Source organism: Cellulomonas fimi (assembly GCF_028583725.1).
In the GTDB taxonomy this organism is placed as follows: Bacteria; Actinomycetota; Actinomycetes; order Actinomycetales; family Cellulomonadaceae; genus Cellulomonas; species Cellulomonas fimi_B.
Window position 1 is genome coordinate 4,014,771 of the sequence record NZ_CP110680.1, and the last position, 18,854, is coordinate 4,033,624.

Annotated in this window: 18 protein-coding genes; 8 read left to right on the forward strand and 10 right to left on the reverse strand. The window is 75.6% G+C overall.

What is annotated here, in order from left to right; genetic code table 11:
- The first annotated feature begins 79 nt into the window (after positions 1–79).
- Positions 80–1,657 (forward strand): cellulase family glycosylhydrolase, encoded by a 1,578-nt coding sequence (locus OOT42_RS18075; protein ID WP_273652534.1) that lies wholly within the window; start codon positions 80–82, stop codon positions 1,655–1,657.
- 60 nt (positions 1,658–1,717) lie between these two features.
- Here the strand turns inward: OOT42_RS18075 and OOT42_RS18080 are convergent, their stop codons facing one another.
- Positions 1,718–2,683: an alpha/beta fold hydrolase gene (locus tag OOT42_RS18080; protein ID WP_273652535.1), complete on the reverse strand. Its 966-nt coding sequence runs from the start codon at positions 2,681–2,683 to the stop codon at positions 1,718–1,720.
- A gap of 81 nt (positions 2,684–2,764) precedes the next feature.
- Between OOT42_RS18080 and OOT42_RS18085 the strand changes: the two genes are divergently transcribed.
- The 4 genes from OOT42_RS18085 (at position 2,765) to OOT42_RS18100 (ending at position 7,969) form a co-directional block, all read left to right on the forward strand.
- Positions 2,765–3,733, forward strand: coding sequence for a helix-turn-helix transcriptional regulator (locus OOT42_RS18085; protein ID WP_273652536.1), 969 nt, complete (start codon positions 2,765–2,767; stop codon positions 3,731–3,733).
- A 19-nt stretch (positions 3,734–3,752) separates the two neighbouring features.
- Complete coding sequence (locus tag OOT42_RS18090; RefSeq protein ID WP_273654882.1) at positions 3,753–4,913, forward strand: VOC family protein; 1,161 nt, start codon at positions 3,753–3,755, stop codon at positions 4,911–4,913.
- A gap of 111 nt (positions 4,914–5,024) precedes the next feature.
- Entirely contained in the window at positions 5,025–6,281 is a 1,257-nt protein-coding gene (locus OOT42_RS18095; protein WP_273652537.1) for a TerD family protein, read from the forward strand.
- Positions 6,278–7,969 (forward strand): TerD family protein, encoded by a 1,692-nt coding sequence (locus OOT42_RS18100; protein WP_273652538.1) that lies wholly within the window; start codon positions 6,278–6,280, stop codon positions 7,967–7,969. The genes OOT42_RS18095 and OOT42_RS18100 overlap by 4 nt, the downstream gene beginning before the upstream one ends.
- A gap of 36 nt (positions 7,970–8,005) precedes the next feature.
- Here OOT42_RS18100 and OOT42_RS18105 read toward each other — a convergent pair whose 3' ends face one another.
- Positions 8,006–8,833: an SGNH/GDSL hydrolase family protein gene (locus OOT42_RS18105; protein ID WP_273652539.1), complete on the reverse strand. Its 828-nt coding sequence runs from the start codon at positions 8,831–8,833 to the stop codon at positions 8,006–8,008.
- Positions 8,834–8,871: 38 nt separating this feature from the next.
- Positions 8,872–9,435, reverse strand: a complete 564-nt coding sequence (locus OOT42_RS18110; RefSeq protein WP_273652540.1) for a dihydrofolate reductase family protein — start codon at positions 9,433–9,435, stop codon at positions 8,872–8,874.
- A gap of 64 nt (positions 9,436–9,499) precedes the next feature.
- Between OOT42_RS18110 and OOT42_RS18115 the strand changes: the two genes are divergently transcribed.
- Positions 9,500–10,081 carry an ArsR/SmtB family transcription factor gene (locus OOT42_RS18115; protein WP_273652541.1) on the forward strand — a complete coding sequence of 194 codons (582 nt, stop codon included), beginning with the start codon at positions 9,500–9,502 and terminating at the stop codon, positions 10,079–10,081.
- A complete protein-coding gene (locus OOT42_RS18120) occupies positions 10,078–10,872 on the forward strand; it encodes an SRPBCC family protein (RefSeq protein ID WP_273652542.1) in 795 nt (264 codons plus the stop codon). Before OOT42_RS18115 ends, OOT42_RS18120 begins: the two co-directional genes overlap by 4 nt.
- Here OOT42_RS18120 and OOT42_RS18125 read toward each other — a convergent pair whose 3' ends face one another.
- Together OOT42_RS18125 and OOT42_RS18130 are read right to left on the reverse strand one after the other, a co-directional pair.
- A complete protein-coding gene (locus OOT42_RS18125; protein ID WP_273652543.1) occupies positions 10,873–11,466 on the reverse strand; it encodes a DinB family protein in 594 nt (197 codons plus the stop codon).
- A 56-nt stretch (positions 11,467–11,522) separates the two neighbouring features.
- Complete coding sequence (locus tag OOT42_RS18130; RefSeq protein ID WP_273652544.1) at positions 11,523–12,443, reverse strand: S1C family serine protease; 921 nt, start codon at positions 12,441–12,443, stop codon at positions 11,523–11,525.
- A gap of 207 nt (positions 12,444–12,650) precedes the next feature.
- On the opposite strand from OOT42_RS18130, the gene OOT42_RS18135 reads away from it, so the two are divergent.
- Entirely contained in the window at positions 12,651–13,955 is a 1,305-nt protein-coding gene (locus OOT42_RS18135; protein WP_273652545.1) for a cellulose binding domain-containing protein, read from the forward strand.
- 54 nt (positions 13,956–14,009) lie between these two features.
- Here OOT42_RS18135 and OOT42_RS18140 read toward each other — a convergent pair whose 3' ends face one another.
- From OOT42_RS18140 to OOT42_RS18160, 5 genes are all read right to left on the reverse strand, one after another.
- On the reverse strand, positions 14,010–16,304 hold the full coding sequence (locus tag OOT42_RS18140) for an ABC transporter permease (protein ID WP_273652546.1): 2,295 nt from the start codon (positions 16,302–16,304) through the stop codon (positions 14,010–14,012).
- Entirely contained in the window at positions 16,301–16,984 is a 684-nt protein-coding gene (locus OOT42_RS18145) for an ABC transporter ATP-binding protein (RefSeq protein WP_273652547.1), read from the reverse strand. The genes OOT42_RS18140 and OOT42_RS18145 overlap by 4 nt, the downstream gene beginning before the upstream one ends.
- 40 nt (positions 16,985–17,024) lie before the next feature.
- A complete protein-coding gene (locus tag OOT42_RS18150) occupies positions 17,025–17,546 on the reverse strand; it encodes a PadR family transcriptional regulator (protein ID WP_273652548.1) in 522 nt (173 codons plus the stop codon).
- 76 nt (positions 17,547–17,622) lie between these two features.
- Positions 17,623–18,177 carry a DUF6036 family nucleotidyltransferase gene (locus OOT42_RS18155; protein WP_273652549.1) on the reverse strand — a complete coding sequence of 185 codons (555 nt, stop codon included), beginning with the start codon at positions 18,175–18,177 and terminating at the stop codon, positions 17,623–17,625.
- On the reverse strand, positions 18,174–18,845 hold the full coding sequence (locus OOT42_RS18160; protein WP_273652550.1) for a helix-turn-helix domain-containing protein: 672 nt from the start codon (positions 18,843–18,845) through the stop codon (positions 18,174–18,176). The genes OOT42_RS18155 and OOT42_RS18160 overlap by 4 nt, the downstream gene beginning before the upstream one ends.
- Between the last annotated feature and the right edge of the window lie 9 nt (positions 18,846–18,854).

Consider the following 18,854-nt stretch of genomic DNA (forward strand, 5'->3'; position numbering starts at 1 on the left):
CGGTCGTCTGGTGGGCTGCCAGTCCGTCGCGGGCACTGCCCTGGCCCGACGACGCCCCACTCGTGAGAGGGACGCTCCCGTGCGCCGACTCCGCCATCTCCTGACAGTCGCGGCCGCAGCCGCGCTCGCCGTCGCCGGTTCGGTCCTGGTCACCGACCAGGCCAGCGCCGCCGCCGGCTGCCGCGTCGACTACGCCGTGACGAACCAGTGGCAGAACGGCTTCGGCGCGAACGTGCAGGTGACCAACCTGGGCGATCCCGTCTCCGCGTGGGACCTGCGCTTCTCGTTCGGCGCCGGGCAGACCGTCAGCCAGCTGTGGAACGGCTCCGTGAGCCAGTCCGGGGCGGCCGTGACGGTGCGCAACGCGGCGTGGAACGGCTCGATCGGCACGGGCGGCAGCGCGTCGTTCGGCTTCAACGGCACCTGGTCGGGCACGAACCCCGCGCCGACCGCGTTCACGCTCAACGGCGTCACGTGCACCGGACGCCCCGTCACCCCGAGCCCCACGCCGACGACGTCGGCGACCCCGACCCCCACCCCGACGCCGACGACGACCGCGGGGCCCGTCACCGGCAGCGCCGCGCAGCTCGTCGCCGGCATGGGCCAGGGGTGGAACCTGGGCAACCAGCTCGAGGCCAGCATCGGCGGCACGCCCAGCGAGACCGCGTGGGGCAACCCCGTCGTCACCGGCGCGCTCCTGGACCGCGTCAAGGCGTCGGGCTTCGACACGGTCCGCATCCCGGTCGCGTACCTGAACACGATCGGCTCCGCACCGAGCTACACCGTGGACGCCGCCTGGCTCACCCGGATCCGGCAGGTCGTCGACCTCGCGTACGACCGCGGCCTGTACGTCGTCATCAACATGCACGGGGACGGGTACAAGAGCGTCGACGGCGCCTGGCTGATCTGCGACGCGTCCTCGCAGACGACGATCAAGGAGAAGTACCGGAAGGTCTGGCAGCAGGTCGCCTCCACGTTCCAGGGGTACGGCGGCCGCCTCGTCTTCGAGTCGATGAACGAGAACTTCGACGGGCAGTACGGCAACCCGACGCAGCCCTGCTACTCGAACATCAACGCGTACAACCAGATCTTCGTCGACACGGTCCGCCAGACCGGCGGCAACAACACCTCGCGCTGGCTGCTCGTGCCGGGCTGGAACACCAACATCGACTACACGGCCGGGAACTACGGGTTCGTGATCCCGACCGACCAGTACCGGTCGCCCGCGATCCCGGCCGACGAGCGGCGCCTCATGATCTCGGTGCACTACTACGACCCGTGGGACTTTGCGGGCGCGGAGAACGGCACCTACACGCAGTGGGGCCCGAACGCGACGGACCCGTCGAGGAAGACGAGCTGGGGCCAGCAGGACTTCATGGACGCGCAGCTCAAGAAGATGTACGACACGTTCGTCGTCCAGGGGTACCCGGTGTTCGTCGGTGAGTACGGCTCGATCGACAAGACCTCGGCCGACGCGACGAACAACCGGTACCGCGCCGACTACGCGCGCACGCTCGTCGCGACCGCGAAGAAGTACGGCGCCGCGACCGCGTACTGGGACAACGGCTGGAACGGCCAGTACGGCTTCGGGCTGTTCGACCGCAGCACCGCGACGGTCACGCAGCCGGGCATCGTCAGCGCCATCACGGGGTCCTGACCCGGCGGGCGGCGGGCGCCGGTCCGGCTGACGGATCCGGCGCCCGCCGCGCCGCGCCCGCTACGACGCGTCGTGCCGGCGGGCCAGCCACCCGAGGATCAGGCGGTTCGTCTCGTCGGGCGCCTCCTGCGGGATCCAGTGCCCGCAGTCCAGGCTCACGACCTCCACGCGGGGCACGAGCTCGTGCAGCCGCTCCGCCCGCGCGACGACGTCGCGGTCGCCGTAGACCATGAGCGCCGGGTGCCGGACCACGGGGTCGACGTCGGCCAGCAGGTGCCAGTTGCGGTCGAGGTTGCGGTACCAGTGGATGCTCGGCGTGAAGCCCGTCGACTCGAACGCGGCGACGAACACCGCCAGCTCGCGGTCGCTCATGAGGGGCTCCCCGAGCGGCGCGTCCGCGAGCGCGAGGTCGATCATGACCATGCCCGGCTGCGGCGGCGCGGCGGGCAGGTCCTTGCGGAAGAGGTGGCGCAGGAACCGCTCGGCGTGCGCGTCGAGCACGGCGTCCGCGACGCCCGGCCGGCGGTTGAAGTGGACGAGGTAGAAGTCGCTGCCGGCGGCCTCCTCGAGGACCTCGACCCAGGGCCGGTCGCCGCGCTCCTGGTACGGCAGGCTCAGGTTGACGACCGCGTCGACGCGGTCGGGGTGCAGCAGGGCGAGGCTCCAGACGACGAAGGCGCCCCAGTCGTGGCCGACGAACGTGGCGCGCTCGTAGCCGTAGTGGTCGAGGAGCCCGACGAGGTCGCCCGTCAGGTGCGCGACGTCGTAGTCGGCCACGTCGGCGGGTCGGGAGGACCGGCCGTAGCCCCGCTGGTTGGGGACGATGACGCGGTAGCCCGCGGCGGCGAGAGCGGGCACCTGGTGGCGCCAGGCGTACGCGTGCTCGGGCCAGCCGTGGCAGAGGACGATCGGCCGTCCTCCCGGCGGGCCTGCTGCGAAGACCTCGAGCTCGACGCCGTTGACGGCGACGACGGTGGGCTCGGGGAAGGCGGTGGGGTCGGTGGTGGTGCCGGTCTGTGCGGTCATGCCGACATCGTGCGGAGCAGAACCGGCCATCTCGTGACCGGTTTCCGTGGAAGTCTCGTCCGGGTGCGAGCCGACCGGCTGATGGCCCTCCTCCTGCTCCTGCAGCGCCGGGAGCACGTGACCGCGGCCGAGGTCGCCCGCGAGCTCGAGGTGTCCGAGCGGACCGCGCGCCGCGACCTCGACGCCCTGGGCACGGCCGGCGTCCCCGTCTACTCCGTGCAGGGCCGCGGCGGCGGCTGGCGGCTCGTGGGCGGCGCACGCACCGACCTGTCCGGGCTCACCGCGAGCGAGGCACGTGCCCTGTTCCTGGTCGCCGGTCCGGCCGCGGCCGCGACGCCCGCCGTGCGGGCGGCGCTGCGCAAGCTCGTCCAGGCGCTGCCGGCGACGTTCCGGGAGCAGGCGGAGGCGGCCGCGTCGTCGGTCGTGACCGACCCGCGACGGTGGGGTGCGGGCGACGTCACGCACCGGCCGCCGCACCTCCTCGACGACCTGCAGGACGCGGTGGTCCGCGGCGTCCAGGTGCGCCTCGGCTACGTGGACGGCCGGGGCACCGGCACGGAGCGGACCGTCCACCCGCTCGGCGTCGTCGCCAAGGGCCCGTCGTGGTACCTCGTGGCCGACACCGACGCGGGCCGGCGCACGTTCCGCGTCGACCGGGTGTCGTCCGTCGAGCCGACCGGCGACCCCGCGGACCGGCCCGCGGACTTCGACCTCGCCGCGAGCTGGCGGGAGATCGCCGACGAGGTCGACCGGCGACGGACGCCGGCCCAGGCGTGGGCGGTGTGCACGCCGGACGGGCTCGACGTGCTCCGGATCGGGTTCGGCGACCGGCTCGAGGTGGGCGGCCCCACGGCCGACGGCCGGGTCGAGGTCGTGGTCCGCGGCCGCGACGCGCAGGTGCTCGCGGGCGAGCTCGCCGGGCTCGTCGCGTGGGTCGAGGTCACCGGCCCGGCGGCCGTGCGCGCGCACCTGGCCGCGATCGGGGACGTGCTCGTCGCGCGGTACCGCGACCCGGGGGCGCCACTGGTGCGACGGCGCGCGCCCTCCTAGCGTGCGGGGTGTGACGAACATGTCGACGGACTGGCGGACGGTCGACGGTGTCCCGACGGCCTGGTTCGACGCGGCGTCGCTCGTCGGCGGGGCCGCGCTGGCCGCGCGCGTCGTCGAGGTGGCGCCCGACGCACTCGTGGACGTGCGCGCGAGCGGTGTCCTCGTGCGGCTCGACGCCGACGCGCACGCGGACGCGGTGTCGGCGGCGGCACGCGACCTCGGGCTGGCCGCCGACCCGTCCGCGCCGCAACGGCTGAGCGTCGTCGTGGAGTCCCCGGACCCGACCCCCGTGCGGGCGTTCTGGCAGGGCGTGCTCGACTACGTGCCCGCGGACGGTGGCGTCCTCGTCGACCCGCGCCGTCGCGACCCCGCGCTGCGGGTCGAGCGGTCGACCGACCGCCGTCCGCTGCGCAACCGCCTCCACCTCGACGTCGTGCGTCCCGCGGCGACCGTCGAGCAGGTCCGGCCCGGTGAGCCGTACGGGGTCTACGGGGTGTGCCACGCGGACCCCGACGGCAACGAGGTCGACCTGGTGCCGGGCGACGCCCTCGGCGACGGGCCGGAGACCTCCGACTGGCAGTCGGTGTTCGGCGCGATGGCGTTCTACCGCGTCGGGTCGCCCGAGCAGCAGCGCGACCTGGTCACCGCGGCCGCGGCGCTGGCCGACGACGCGGGCTTCCCGCTGCTGGTCGACGTCCGCCCCGGGCTCGTCGTCCTCGACACGGGCAAGGACCGGTGGCACCCCGACGCGCACCGGCTCGACCTCGACTTCACGGAGCTCGCCGCGCGGCTCCAGCGGGCCGCCCGCGACCTCGGCGCCACCGCGGACCCGGGGCTCGCGCGGTTCGTCCAGCTGTTCATGGACGCCGTCGACGTCGACGCGGTCCGCGCGTTCTGGCTCGCGGCGCTCGGGTACGTCCCCGACGGGCGCACCGGGCTCACCGACGTCGTCGACCCGCGGTGGCTCAACCCCGTGCTGGCGTTCCAGGAGACCGACGCCGCGGACGTCGAGCGGCGGCGCCAGCGCAACCGCGTCCACGTCGAGGTGGCCGTCCCGCCCGACGTCGGAGGGGCGCGCGTCGCCACGGCGCTCGCGGCGGGCGGCCGGCTCCTCGACGAGGCGGACGGCCGGTGGCGCGTCGCCGACCCGGAGGGCAACGAGCTCGTGGTCGTCGGCTAGCCACGCCCGGCCCGCACCCGATCGTGGACCGGCCCCCCGGGCCCCGCGGCGGCCGGTAGATTCCGTGCGGCCGGTGCCGTCGCCCCGGTCGGCGACCACGGAAGGAACCCGGTGGACCAGCTCACCAAGGGCGCGAACGCGCCGCTGACGGCCTCCCGCGTCACGCTCACCGTCGACGTGGCGGCGCCCGCGGACCTCTCGGCCCTGCTCGTCACGGAGGACGGCCGCGTCCGCTCCGACGCCGACTTCGTCTTCTACAACCAGCCGACCGGCCCGGGCGTGCGGTGCCTGCAGCCGTCCGCCGGGCAGCCGTGGCGCGTCGAGGTCGACCTGGCCGCCGTGCCCGCCGACGTCCACGCCGTGCGCCTCGTCACGAGCCTCGACGACACGTCGTCGACGTTCGGCCGCGTCGGGCAGCCCGTCGCGCGCGTGGCCGACCACGCCGGGACGCCGCTGGCCTCCTTCACGATGAGCGACCTCGCGACGGAGAGCATCGTCGTCGCGCTCGAGCTCTACCGGCGGGGTGGCGCGTGGAAGGTCCGGGCCGTCGGGCAGGGGTACGCGGGCGGGCTCGCGGACCTGGTCACCGACCACGGGGTGTCCGTCGACGACACGCCTGCGCCCGCCGCTCCCGCTCCTCCCGCCGCGCCGCCCGCTCCCGCGCCCGTCGCCGCACCTGCCCCCGCGCCCGTCGCCGCGCCGCCCGCTCCCGCACCCGTCGCCGCGCCGCCCGCTCCCGCACCCGTCGCCGCGCCGCCCGCCGAGCCGGGCGAGGTGCAGCTCACCAAGGCGCGCCCGGTGAGCCTGTCGAAGGGCCAGAAGGTCTCGCTCGTCAAGGACGGCGGCGTCGCGCTGACGATGGTCCGCATGGGCCTGGGCTGGGACCCGGTCCGCAAGCGCGGCATGTTCGGGAGCCGCGAGGTCGAGATCGACCTCGACGCGTCCGCGATCCTCTTCGCGGGCACCGAGCCTGTGGACGTCGCGTTCTACAACAACCTGCGCACGCGCGACGGCTCCGTGCAGCACACGGGCGACAACCGCACGGGGGACGGCGAGGGCGACGACGAGACGATCCTCATCGACCTGACGCGGGTCCCCGTGCACGTCACCGACGTGATGCTCGTGGTGACGTCGTACGAGGGCCACACCTTCGAGCAGGTCCAGAACGCGTTCTGCCGGCTCGTCGACCACACGACGGGCGCGGAGCTCGCGCGCTACACGCTCGCGGGCGGGATGCCGTTCACCGCGATGCTCATGGCGCGCGTGTACCGGCAGGGGCCGACGTGGAAGCTGCAGGCCGTTGGCGAGGGCATGCAGGCGCGTGTGCCGACGGAGACGGTGCCGTTCCTGATGCGGTTCGTGGGGTGACCGCGCCGCTGGTGCTCGCGCGGGGGCAGAACGCCCCGTGGACCGACCCGGGCGTGCTGGTCGAGGTCGTGGGCGCTGCGGCCGCGGACTGCGACGTGTCGGTGCTGCTCGTCGACGAGGGGCAGCGCGCCGCGTCCTCCGACGACCTGGTCTTCTACCACCAGCCGTCCGCGCCCGGGGCGACGCTCGAGCGGGGCAGCCCGGCCCGCGTGCGGCTCGACCTCGCGGCGCTGCCTGCCCGGGTGCACGCCGTCCTGTGCGTGGTCAGCGTCGACCCGGACCGCCCGACGCTCGGCGCGCTGCCACCGCTCACGACGGTGCTGCGCGGCGGTGACGGCACCGAGCACGCCCGGTTCCCGCTCGTCGACCTCACCAGCGAGCGCGCGGTCGTCGCCGTCGAGGTCTACCGGCGCGGGCCGGCGTGGAAGGTCCGGGCGGTCGGCCAGGGGTACGACGGCGGGCTCGCCGCAGCCGTGACCGCGCACGGCATCGAGGTCGACGACGACGGGTCCGCTCCCCCGCCCCCCGTGACCGCACCCGCCTCCGTTCCGCGGCCGGCGTCCTCCGCGCGGCAAGGTCCCTCCCCCGCTGCCGCGACGTCCTCGAGCCGACCGGTGCCGCCGCCCGGCACGAGCGACGGCGAGCGGCTCGTGCGGCAGTGCTCGGCGATCCTCGAGGACGCCGCGCGTTCCACGGCCGCGCTGCGGTCGGCGGTCGAGTACGCCGACCGTCGGCGCGACGACGCGCTCGCCACGCTCGTGGCCGACCCGCGCACGCGCGGCGGCCCCGCGCACCAGGCCGCCGCCGCGGTGGCCGAGCGGGAGCACGCCGACCTCGTCGCGCGGGCGCGCGAGCGGCACGACGCGGACCTGCGCCAGCTCGCCGCCGAGCTCGCGGAGCTGGAGCGCCGCCTCCCCGCCGCGATGTCGCCGTGGACGTCGTCGCGCTGGCACGGCTGGCACCCGTCGGAGGCACCGGCCCCGGCGGTGCGCGTCGGCGACCTGCACGTCGCGGAGGCGCCGTGGCTGCGCTTCCCGATGCTGCTCGGGCTGCCGCTGGCGCAGCCGCTGTGGGTCGACGCCGCGAGCGGGACCGACGCGGCGGCGGTCCGGCAGGTGCGCACGCTCGTCGCGCGGCTGCTCGCGGCGTACCCGGCGGGGGCGCTCGAGGTGCTCGTCGTCGACCTCGTCGGCGGTCTGGCACCGTCCCTCGGCGCGCTGGCCGCGCCGGGGAGCCGCGTCATGACGACCCCGGCGGCGACGTCGGTCGCGGCTGCCGGGGCGGTGCTCGACGCGCTGGTCCGGCGGGTCGACCTGGTGCAGATGGCGCGCTCCGCGGGCGCGCTGGACGCGCTCGACGGCGACGACGCGCACCGGCTGCTCGTGCTGCACGACGTCCCGACCGGCCTCGACGACGCCGCGCTGGCTCGACTGCGCTACCTGGTCGACGAGGGCCCGTCGGCGGGTGTCCAGGTGCTGCTCACGGGTGAGCGCAGCCCCGTCCACGACGCGAGCCCGCTCGTCACGACGCTGTTCCGCGACGCCGTCCGCCTGTCCGTCGAGCCCGACGACCACCTGGCCGACGCCTGGACGGGCACGCAGTGGCACTACACGCCCGACCTCGGCCCCGACGACGCGCGGGTGGTCGACGGCGTCCTGCGGTCGGCCGCGGGCACCGACGGCGCCTGACCGGGAGCGACGCGGTCCCGTCGCGGCGCGACGAGCTCAGCTCCGCCGGCAGGGCCCGAGCGCCGAGGTGACCGCCGCCGCGTACGCCGCGTAGCCGTCGGCGGTCGGGTGGAACGCGGCGGGGTCGGTCGGCCCGAGGATCCACGGGTCGGGTGCGTTCGCGCCGTGGCCGTCGAACCGCTTGCGGACGTCGACGTACCGGAAGCCGCTGCGGTCGGACGCGGCCGAGACGACCGTGGCGAGCGTGTCCGCGGCCGCGTTGAGGGCGCGCAGCTCGTCGACCGAGGCGGCGAGGTAGGCGCCGTGCTCGGGCGAGAACAGCCGCGGGTACCCGGCGACGACGACGTGGGCGTCGGGCGCGGCCGCGGCGACCGCGCCGTAGACGGAGTCGAGGCGGGCGGGCAGCTCGTCCGTGATGCGCGCGGTGACGACCGCGAGCGCCGCGCTGCACTGCGCGTCGGTGCCGCCGAGGCACGCGACGACCGCGGTCGACCAACCGACGTCGTTGCCGCCGATCGTCAGCGTGACGAGGTCGGTGTCGGCGTCGAGCGCGGCGAGCTGCCCGCCGGCCACGAGCGAGGTCGTCGTGGCGCCCGCGCACGCGACGAAGTCGTCGAGCCGCACGCGCTGACGCCCGTCGAGCCGGACAGGGTAGGCACCCTGCGAGCGGCCGCAGGCCGAGTACGGCGGGACGCCGTAGCCGGACGCGAACGAGTCGCCGAGGGCGTCGTACACGACGCGTGCCGGGGGCCCGGACGGTGCCCGTGGCGGCGCGGCGGACGCCGGGGCGACCGCCCCGACGACGGCGATCGCGGCGACCACGGCCAGGACGGCGGACCTCGTCGTCCGCAGGAACCTGCTCATGGGTGTGACGGTAGTCACCTCCGCGTCGTCGTGCCGTGTCAGCGCCGCACGCGGTAGCGGGACCACGTCGTGCCGTTGCCGAACGGGCGCTGCTCGACGAGGTCGAGGTCGAGCCGCACGTCGTCGGGCCAGAACCGCAGGCCCCCGCCGACGGACACGGGTGCGACGTAGGGCTGGACCTCGTCGACGATCCCGGCGCGCAGGGCGTGCGCGGCGAGCGTCGGGCCGTCGATCGTGACGTCGCGGTCGAGCGCGTCGACGCGTGCGCGCACCGCCGCAGGGTCGAAGGTCCGCTCCAGCGTCGTGCGCGCGGTGGTCAGGGTGTCGAGCGTCGTCGAGTAGACGACCTTGTCGGCGGCCTGCCAGACCTCGGCGTAGGTCCGGACGAAGTCCGGCGGGTCCGGGGTGTCGAGCGCGGTCTCCCAGAACGACATCGTCTCGTACATGCGCCGGCCGTAGAGGTAGGTGCCGACGGGCCGCGACCGGTCGGAGACGAAGTCGTGGAGCTCGGGGTCGAGCGCGCCGCCCCAGTCGCTGCTCCCGGTCCTGTCGGCCGCGTAGCCGTCGAGCGAGGTGAACATCGAGTAGATGAGCTGTCCCATGCCTCGAACGTAGGGGCGCTCGGACCTCTTGACAAGATTTGTTGTCAAGGTCCACGGTGGGGCCATGCAGGACGTCGAGGTCATCGAGGACGCGGAGGCCGCCGCCGCCGCGCTGGATCCCGTCCGGGCGCGGCTGCTCCGCGAGCTCGCCGTCCCGGCCTCCGCCGCCGGGCTCGCCGCGCGCGTCGGCATCGCCCGCCAGAAGGTCAACTACCACCTCAAGGCGCTCGAGGCGCACGGGCTCGTCGAGCTCGCCGAGGAGCGCCGGCACGGCGGCATCACCGAGCGAGTGCTGCGCGCGTCGGCGGCGGCCTACGTCGTCTCCCCCGCGGTCGTCACGGCGTCCGCGGCAGACCCCGACGACAAGGCCGACCACCTGTCCGCGGCCTACCTCGTCGCGCTCGCCGGCCGGCTGGTCCGCGAGGTCGGCACCCTCGCGCGGCGGGCCGGCACGTCGGGCCGGCGAGTGCCCACGCTCACGATCGACACGCAGATCGGCTTCCGCTCCGCCGCCGACCGGGCGGCCTTCGCCGACGACCTCACCGCCGCGGTGCTCGACCTGGCCGCGCGCTACCACCACGACGACGGTCGCCCGCACCGGCTCGTCGTCGCCGCCCACCCCCTCCCCGAGGAGACGACACCATGAGCACCACCACCCCGGACGTCCCGTACCGCCTCGAGTTCACCGTCGAGGTCCCCGGCACCCCCGAGCAGGTCTGGGACGCCATCGCGACCGCGAAGGGCATGAGCGCCTGGTTCGCGCAGACCGAGCTCGACGAGCGCGAGGGCGGCGCCCTGCGGTTCGTCATGGGCCCCGACATGGACTCCGTCGGCCGCGTCGTCCGCTGGGACCCGCCGCACCGCCTCGTCTACGACGAGGACTGGGCCGCCCTCATGGGCAAGGACCCCGACACCCTCAGCCCGCTCACGTCCGAGTTCGTCGTCGAGGCGCAGTCCGGCGGCACGTGCGTCGTGCGCGTCACGACCAGCGGGTTCGGCGTCGGCGCCGACTGGGAGTCGGAGTGGTGGGACAGCCTCGCGCCGGGCTGGATGCCGTCCTTCGACAACCTGCGCGTCTACCTCGCGCACTTCGCCGGCCAGGAGGCGACGCGGTTCGAGGCGTCCGTCTCGCGGCCCGGCGAGCCCAAGGCCGTCTGGTCGGCGATGCACGAGGCGCTCGGGCTCGGCGACGAGGGCGCGACCGTCGACGTGCGCGGCTCGACCGGCACCGTCGAGCGCGTGGGCGACCACCAGACGCTCGTGCGGCTCATCTCACCCGTGCCGGGCGTGCTCAACGTCTACGCGTTCGAGGACGGTGACGGCGGCGTGGCGGCCGGTGTGCGGGCGTTCCTGTTCTCCCCCGACGCCGCCGAGCACGCGCGGCGCGAGGAGCCCGCGTGGCAGGCGTGGCTCGACGACCTGTCGGTCCCGGCCTGATCAGGACGAGCGCGCCGCGGCGGCCCGGGCGGCGGCCTCGACCGTGGCCCGGTGCTCCGCGCGTGCGGCGCGCGCGGCCTCGTCGACGGTCGGGACCGGTCCCGCCGCCATGCCGGTCGCGCCGTCGAGACTCTCCCGCATGATGTCCGCGTGACCGGCGTGGCGGGCCGTCTCGGTCAGCACGTGCACCAGGACGTCGAACAGCAGCACGTCCGGCCGCGGCCACCACGGCACGTGCCCCGGGGCGTCGACGGGGAGCGCCTCGACCGTCGCGTCCGCGTGCGCGCAGGCCCGGCGGTAGCGCTCGACCACGTCCGCCCGCGACTCGTCCGCGGTCACCCACAGGTGGGCGCGGTTGCCGGCCGAGTCGTCCCACCGCGGGATCGGCTCGGAGAACGGCCGGCCGAAGATCTCGCCGAGGTACCGGGCCTCCGTGACCGCGAGGTGCTTGACCAGGCCGAGCAGGTTCGTGCCCGTCTCCGTCAGCGGGCGCCGCACGTCGTACTCGGACAGCCCGTCGAGCTTGCCGAGCAGCGACGCCCGCGTCCAGCGCAGGTCGTCGAGCAGGGACGTCTTCGCGTGGTCGTCGATCATCGCGCCAGCCTCCCAGCCCGGCCCGGCCGCGCGCAGGGCGCCGTCGACGTCCGCCGTCAGGGGGTGACGAGCTCGCGCGGGTAGGCGAGGACGTCGACGAGCGCGCCGTTGCGCCACACGGTGACCTCGATGCGCCGGTCGATCGCGTCCTCGACCATGAGCCGCTGCACGGCGGTCGCGGTGACGACGCGGTTGCCGTCGAGCTCGACCACGACGTCCCCGCGCCGCAGCCCGGCCTCCGCCGCCGGGCTGCCGGGCGACACCTCGGCGACCTGCAGGCCGGTGCGCGACCCCATCCGGGCGGCGAGCTCGGGCGACAGCGCGACCTGGATGCCCGCGATGCCGAGCCACGCCCGGCGGACCCGCCCCCGGGTCATGAGCGCGTCGACGATCTGCCGTGTCGTCGCGTTGACCGGCACGGCCAGCCCGACCCCGATGCCCGCGAGCGCGGTGTTGACGCCGACCATGCGCCCTGACCCGTCGGCCAGCACGCCGCCGCTGTTGCCGGGGTTCAGCGCGGCGTCGGTCTGCACGACCTCGTCGACGACCCGGCCCGACGCCGTCGGCAGCGACCGCCCGAGCGCCGACACGATCCCGGCCGTGACGCTGCCCGCGAGGCCGAGCGGGTTGCCGAGCGCGATGACGAGCTGCCCGACGCGCAGCCGCGCGGCGTCGCCGAGCTCGACCGGGTCGGGCAGGTCGTCGCGCGCCCGCAGCACGGCGAGGTCCGACAGCGGGTCGCTGCCGACGACGTCCGCGTCGACCGTCGTGCCGTCGAGGAACGCGGTCTCGACGGTCCGCGCGCCCGCGACCACGTGCGCGCTGGTGAGCAGGTGCCGGTCGCGCGTGACGACGCTCGCGGACCCCGCGCCCCGGCCGCGCGCCGTCACGACGGTGAGGCTCGCGACGCTCGGGAGCACGCGCTCCGCGACGCCCGAGACCGTGCGCGAGTAGGCGTCCAGCACGTCGTCGTCCATGCGTGGTGCAGCGCGCGCGACGCCCGCGGCGATACCCGCGTTCGCCCAGGGCGAGCACGTCGGGATCGCTCGTGAACCGTTTCGGACGCCTGCGCCACGCCGAGGACGGTCGTTATCTTCACCGGTGTAGATCGCCCTCCGGCCGCCGCCGCACGACGCGGTGCCGCGCGAACCGGAGCGGTCCGGACGAGCCGGAGGAGCCCCACCGTGCGCCATCCCACACCGACCCGCCTGCGCGGGACCCTGCTGGCGGCCGCCGTCGCCGTCCTCGCGCTCGTCGGGCTCACCGCCCCCGCCGTCGCGGCCCTGCCCGACTCGGTGCGCGCCGCGGGCGCGGTCCGCGCCGCCGCCACCGCCGGTTGCGGCCGCCCCGCCGGGCTCGCGACCGGCACCCACACGATCAGCAGCGGCGGCCAGCAGCGCACGTTCCGCCTCGACGTGCCCTCCGGCTACGACCCGAACCGCGCCTACCGGCTCGTGGTCGGGCTGCACTGGTGGCACGGCACCGCGTCCGACGTCGTCAACCAGGGCTTCTACGGGCTCAAGCCGCTCGCCGGCACCAGCACGGTCTTCGTCGCGCCCCAGGGCATCGACAACGCGTGGCCCAACAGCAACGGCCGCGACGTGACGTTCATCGACGACGTGCTGCGCACCGTCGAGCAGGCGCTCTGCATCGACACCACCCAGCGGTTCGCCACGGGCTTCAGCTACGGCGGCGGCATGAGCAACGCGCTGGCCTGCGCGCGCGCCGACGTCTTCCGGGCCGTCGCGGTGCTCAACGGCGCCCAGCTCTCCGGGTGCACGGGCGGCACCCAGCCGATCGCCTACCTCGGCTCGCACGGCGTCGTGGACGACGTCCTCAACATCTCCCAGGGACGCGCCCTGCGGGACCGCGCGCTGCGCAACAACGGCTGCCAGGCGCAGCAGGCGCCCGAGCCGGCCGCCGGGAGCGGGACGCACACGCGCACCGCGTACACGTGCCGCGACGGCTACCCCGTGGTGTGGCTCGCCTCCGACAGCGGCCACCAGTGGGACGCGCGGGACCGCGGGCAGCAGCAGTCGTGGGTCCCCGGTGAGATCTGGCGGTTCTTCACGTCGCTGCCGTCCACGACGCCGAACCCGACCCCCACCCCGACGCCCACGCCGACCCCCACCCCGACGCCGACGCCCACCACGAGCCCGACGCCGACCCCCACGCCGACCGTCACGACCCCGCCGCCCGCCGGCGCGTGCACGGCGACGTTCCGCACCGTCAACTCGTGGCCCGGCGGCTTCCAGGCCGAGGTCACGGTCCGCGCCGGTTCCCCGACCTCGTCGTGGAGCGTCGGCTGGCGGACGTCGGGCGAGCGGGTCGACCAGGTCTGGAACGGGACGCTGACCGCGCAGGGCGACCAGCTGACCGTGCGGAACGTCGCGTGGAACGGTGGCCTGCCCGCGGGCGGCACGGCGACGTTCGGGCTCCTCGGCAGCGGGACGCCGCCGACCCCCGCCCTCACCTGCACGAGCGCCTGACGCACGACGCGGTGGCCGCCGACGTCCCTCCCGTCGGCGGCCACCGCGCCCGTCTCACTCGCTGCGCAGCGCGCCCGGGCGCGTGAGGCGCCACAGGAGCGGGAGCGTCGCGGCGGTCGTCAGCAGCACGACGGCCGCCGCGGTGCCCGACGTCGTGCCGATGCCGAACCAGTCGAGCCGGACGCCCGCACCGGCCGCGCGCTGCAGCACCGCAGCGAGCCCGGCCCCCGTCGCGACCGCGAGCGCGAGCCCGAGCGCCACGGGCACCGCCACCTGGTAGAGCACGGACACGCCGAGCGTCCTGCGGCGGGTCCCGAACGCGAGCAGCACGGCGAGCAGCCGGCGGCGCTCACGGAGCTGCTCCAGGACGTCGACCAGCAGGCTCGCCCCCACGACGACCAGCAGGCCGATCGTGCCCACGAGCAGCGCGGCGCGCACGGTGTCCATCGTCGTCGCGACCCGTTCTGCGCCCGGCGTCACGTACGCCGTGGGGTCGACGCGCAGCACGGCCGTGCGGAGGTGGTCCATCGCGTCGGGGACGGCGGGGTCGACCACGACCCGCACCTCCTCGCCCGCGTCGGCGAGCACCAGCCCGTCCGCCGCCTGCGGCGTGAGCAGCAGCCACGACGCGACACCGGACCCCGCGTACCGCGCGTCGGCGGGCACGGTCCGCGCGTCAGCGGGCACCGTCCACTGCCGGCCGGGACCGTCCTCGGTCGAGACCCGGAACGTCATGCCCGCCCACGGCGCGGTGACGTCCGGGGCCGCCGCCACGAAGGCGTCACCCGCGGCGCAGTCGTCGATGTCCGCCTCCAGCGCGAGCGCCGCGCAGTCCCCCACCTGCGCCAGGAGCTCGACGTCGCTGCCGTCGTCGGCGACCAGCCGCACGCCGGCCAGGACGTGCACGTCGACGACCCCGGGAGCGGCCGCGACCGCGGTGCGCCACGCGTTGTCGGTGCGCTGGCCGTAGACCTCGACGACGCGCCCCGGGGCGTCGCCGCCCCCGCTCTCGTACGCGGTCTCGACGGCGCCCACGAGGCCGTGCATGGCGACGAGTCCCGCGACGGACACCGCGATCCCCGACACCGCACGGACCGACGTCCCGCTGTCGAGCTGCAGGCGGCGCACGGCGAGCTGCCACGCGACGCCGCCGGGAGAGAGCCGGCGCACGACGGCGTCGACGAGCCAGGGCAGCAGGAGCGCGACCCCGACCAGGAGCAGCACGAGGCCGAGCATGAGGGTCCACGGCGAGGAGGAGACCGCGTCGGCCCCGTCCCGCAGCGGCAGCAGCAGGAGGCCACCGCCCACGGGCAGCACGAGCCGCCACCACAGCCGACGACGCACGCCGCGGGCCCGGCGGACGACCCCGAGCGGCTCGGCGACCACGCGGCGCATCGCGGAGATCGTGACGACGACCGACGCGACGGGCACCAGCACGACGACGAGCGCGGCGAGCAGCGGGACGGGCCGCACGTCACCGGGGTAGAACCCCAGCTCGGCGGGCACCCACGCGTCCATCGAGGCACCCACCACGACCGCCAGCAGCGCGCCGACGGCGAGCCCCAGCGTCGCGCCGACGAGCGTCTCGCCCGCCGCGATCCGGCGGGTCGTCGCGACGTCCGCCCCGACGAGCCGCAGCGCCGCGAGCCGGCGGTCGCGCGACTCGCCGCCGAACCGGACGGCGGTCGTCACGAAGATCGCGACCGGCAGCAGGAGCACGACGAGCGCGACGATGCCCAGCAGCAGGAGCAGCGGCCCGGCGTCGGCGTCGGGGACGGCCGTGCCGAACGACGCGGTGCGCACACCGGTCTCCGGCGTGAGCGCGTCGGTCCCGGCGTAGACCCGGAGCTCGCCGGGACCGGCCAGGCCGGCCGGGCCGATCTCCCCGACGACGCGGTCCCCCCAGCGGCCGCGGACCGCCTCCCCCTCGTCGGAGGCGAGGAGCCTCCCGAGCGCGGGCGACACCACGAGCTCGCCCGGGGCGGGCATGACCGCGACACCCGGCGGAAGCACGGGATCGTCGCCCTCCGCCTGCAGCAGCAGCCCCTCGGCCGGCGCGCCCTGCACGTGCGACCGGACGGGGTACGTGAGCACGGTCGTCTCGTCGGGCGCGACGCCGTCCGACCCGTCGGCGAGCGTCCGCGGGACCTCCCGGGCGGCGACCCGGTCGGCCCGGGCGTCGAGCACGGACGGGATCGCGGTCGCGAGCAGCAGGAGCGCGACGCCGAGCCCGACGCCGGCGCCCACGAGCGCGAGCCGCGCCCACCCGGCGCGACCGCCCGCGACGGCGAGCCGGGCGCCGAGCGCCAGGTCGCGGAGCGGGCCCTGGCGTCCCGTCGGGCGCGTCATCGGGCGAGCTCCGGGGTGCGGACGCGACCGTCGCGGACGACGACCTCGCGGTCGGAGTACGCGGCGACGCGCACCTCGTGGGTGACGAGCACGACGGCCGCGCCGGTGTCGCGCGCCGCGGAGACGAACAGCTCCATCACGCGCTCGCCGTTGAGCGAGTCGAGCGCGCCCGTCGGCTCGTCGGCGAAGACGACCCGCGGCCGCACGACGAGCGAGCGGGCGACGGCGACGCGCTGCCCCTGGCCGCCCGACACCTCCCCCGGGCGCTTGTCGGCGGTGTCGTCGACCTCGAGCCGGGCGAGCCACTCGTCGGCGGTGCGGTGCGCCTCGCGACGCCCGACGCCCGTGAGGCGCAGCGGGAGCGCGACGTTCTCGCGGCACGTGAGCTCGGGCACGAGCTGCCCGAACTGGAACACGAATCCGAACTGCGTGCGCCGCAGGGCGCTGCGCTCGGCGTCGGACATCGCGGTGAGATCGCGCCCGGCGTACGTGACGGTGCCCGCGTCGGGCCGCAGGATGCCCGCGAGGCAGTGCAGCAGCGTCGACTTGCCGGACCCGGACGGCCCCATGAGGGCCAGCACCTCGCCCGCGCGGACGTCGAGCGACGCGGAGTCGAGGGCGGTGGTGGCGCCGAAGCGCACGTGCAGGTCGTCGGCGGCGAGGATCGGGGCGTGCGTCATCGGGTTCTCCAGTCGTGGGGTGCGAGGCCGGGGCGGCACGTCAGCGCCTCAGCTCGCCGCGGAGGCGGTCGAGCCGGGCGGCCGTGAGCTCGAGCCAGCGCAGGTCGGCCTCGAGGTGGAACAGCGCGTGGTCGCACACGAGCTGGTCGGCAAGGTCACCCTCGGTCTTGCGCCGGGTCAGGTCGCGCATGAGACGCAGGTGCTCGCTGCGCTGCGCGTCGAGGACCTGCGCCGCGTCGAAGCCCGTGAGGAGCGCCAGGACGACCTTCGTGTAGAGGGTGCTCTGCAGGTAGGGCTCGGGCTTCTCGGGGTGCGACAGCCACGCGTCGACGTCGCTCACGCCGGCGTCCGTGATCGCGTACCGCTTGCGGTCGGGGCCGTCGCCCGGCTCCTGCTCGACCTCGACGAGGCCGTTCTTCAGCAGGCGGGCGAGGGTCGAGTACACCTGCCCGTACGCGAGCGGCCGGTCGTGGCCGAAGCGCTCGTCGTACGCGCGCTTCAGGTCGTAGCCGTGGCGGGGTCCGGTGCGCAGGAGGCCCAGAAGGGTCGGTCCGACGGTCATGACGAGGACTATACACACCGTGTATACGCACCGTGTATAGCCCGGTGGGCTGTCGGGCCCGGGGATCGGCCGGGCGTCAGCCCTGGGAGCTCACGAGGACGTCCTCGGCGAGCAGCTCGAGGTACTCGAGCGGCGGCGCGGTGTCCGGGTACCCGCCCCCGAACACGCGCTCGGTGATCTCGACAGCCTCACGCGGCGTGCGGATGCCGAGGTGACGGAAGAGGACGACGAGGTCGTCGAGGTCGCGTTCCCGCCCGGCGAGCATCTTCATCGCCAGGAGGTGCTCGGGTGACGCGACGGCGGCGGACAGTCCGGGAACGTCGAACTCGGTCTCGCCGTCGTCGTCGACGAGGCCGACGACGGCCGCGGCGACCCGGTCGACGAGCCACTCGGGGTCGAGCCCGTGCCGTGCGGCGACCTCGCGCGCGGCCGTCCGCAGGCCGTCCGACCCGCTGCGGAACACCGCGTCGACGTCACGGGTGACGCGGCGCGAGTCGAGCGTGATGGACATCGCCGCACCGCCGACGACGTAGATCGTCGCGTGCAGCCCGTCGCGCTGGAGGACGGCGCCGAGCTCGGCGAGAAGGCCGACGACGTCGGCGCGGGACAGGGTCGGACCGTGCGTGCTCATGCCGTCGTGAAGTTCCGCTCGTCGAACCAGACGCCGAGGCGAGCGAGCTCGACCGGGGTGTGCTGCACCGCGACTGCCGCTCGCGCACCGCGCCCCGTCGGCCACCACCACGCGCTCAGAGGCCTCCGGCGGGTCCAGGCGGGGGCCGGGACGCCGGCGCGCCGTGCGACGTACCGCACGCTCCCGGCGACCAGCGCGTCCCAGCGGTCGTCGCCGGTCGACCGTGGCTCGGCGAGCATCTCGTCGGCGCCGCCTGTCGCTGCGACGCGCGGGAGGGCGTCGAGACCGTCGACGAGCATCCGGATCGCGGCCGGCTCGTCGCCCCGACCGACCTCTGCCGAGACGTCGTCGACGATCTCGGGGACCGTCCGCCACCACCGCGGCCCCGCGTCCTGCGCGCGTCGCGCGTCCTCGTAGTCGAACGCCTCGCGCGCGGCGCGCATGTAGCCGTTCGCCCAGCTCGGGGTCAGCAGGGTGCGACGGCCGCGCCGCTCGGTGCGCACCATCTCGGCGTCCACGAGTCGCGACACCTCGCGCGCGACCGTCGAGAGCGGCTCACCCAGCTCCCGTGCGACGTCCGTCGCCGTCATCGGCACCGACGCGCGCGCGAGCACCCGCAGCACCCGGGCCTGGGTGTCGCTGCGGAAGATCGCGGAGACGTTCGTCATGCCGTCAGC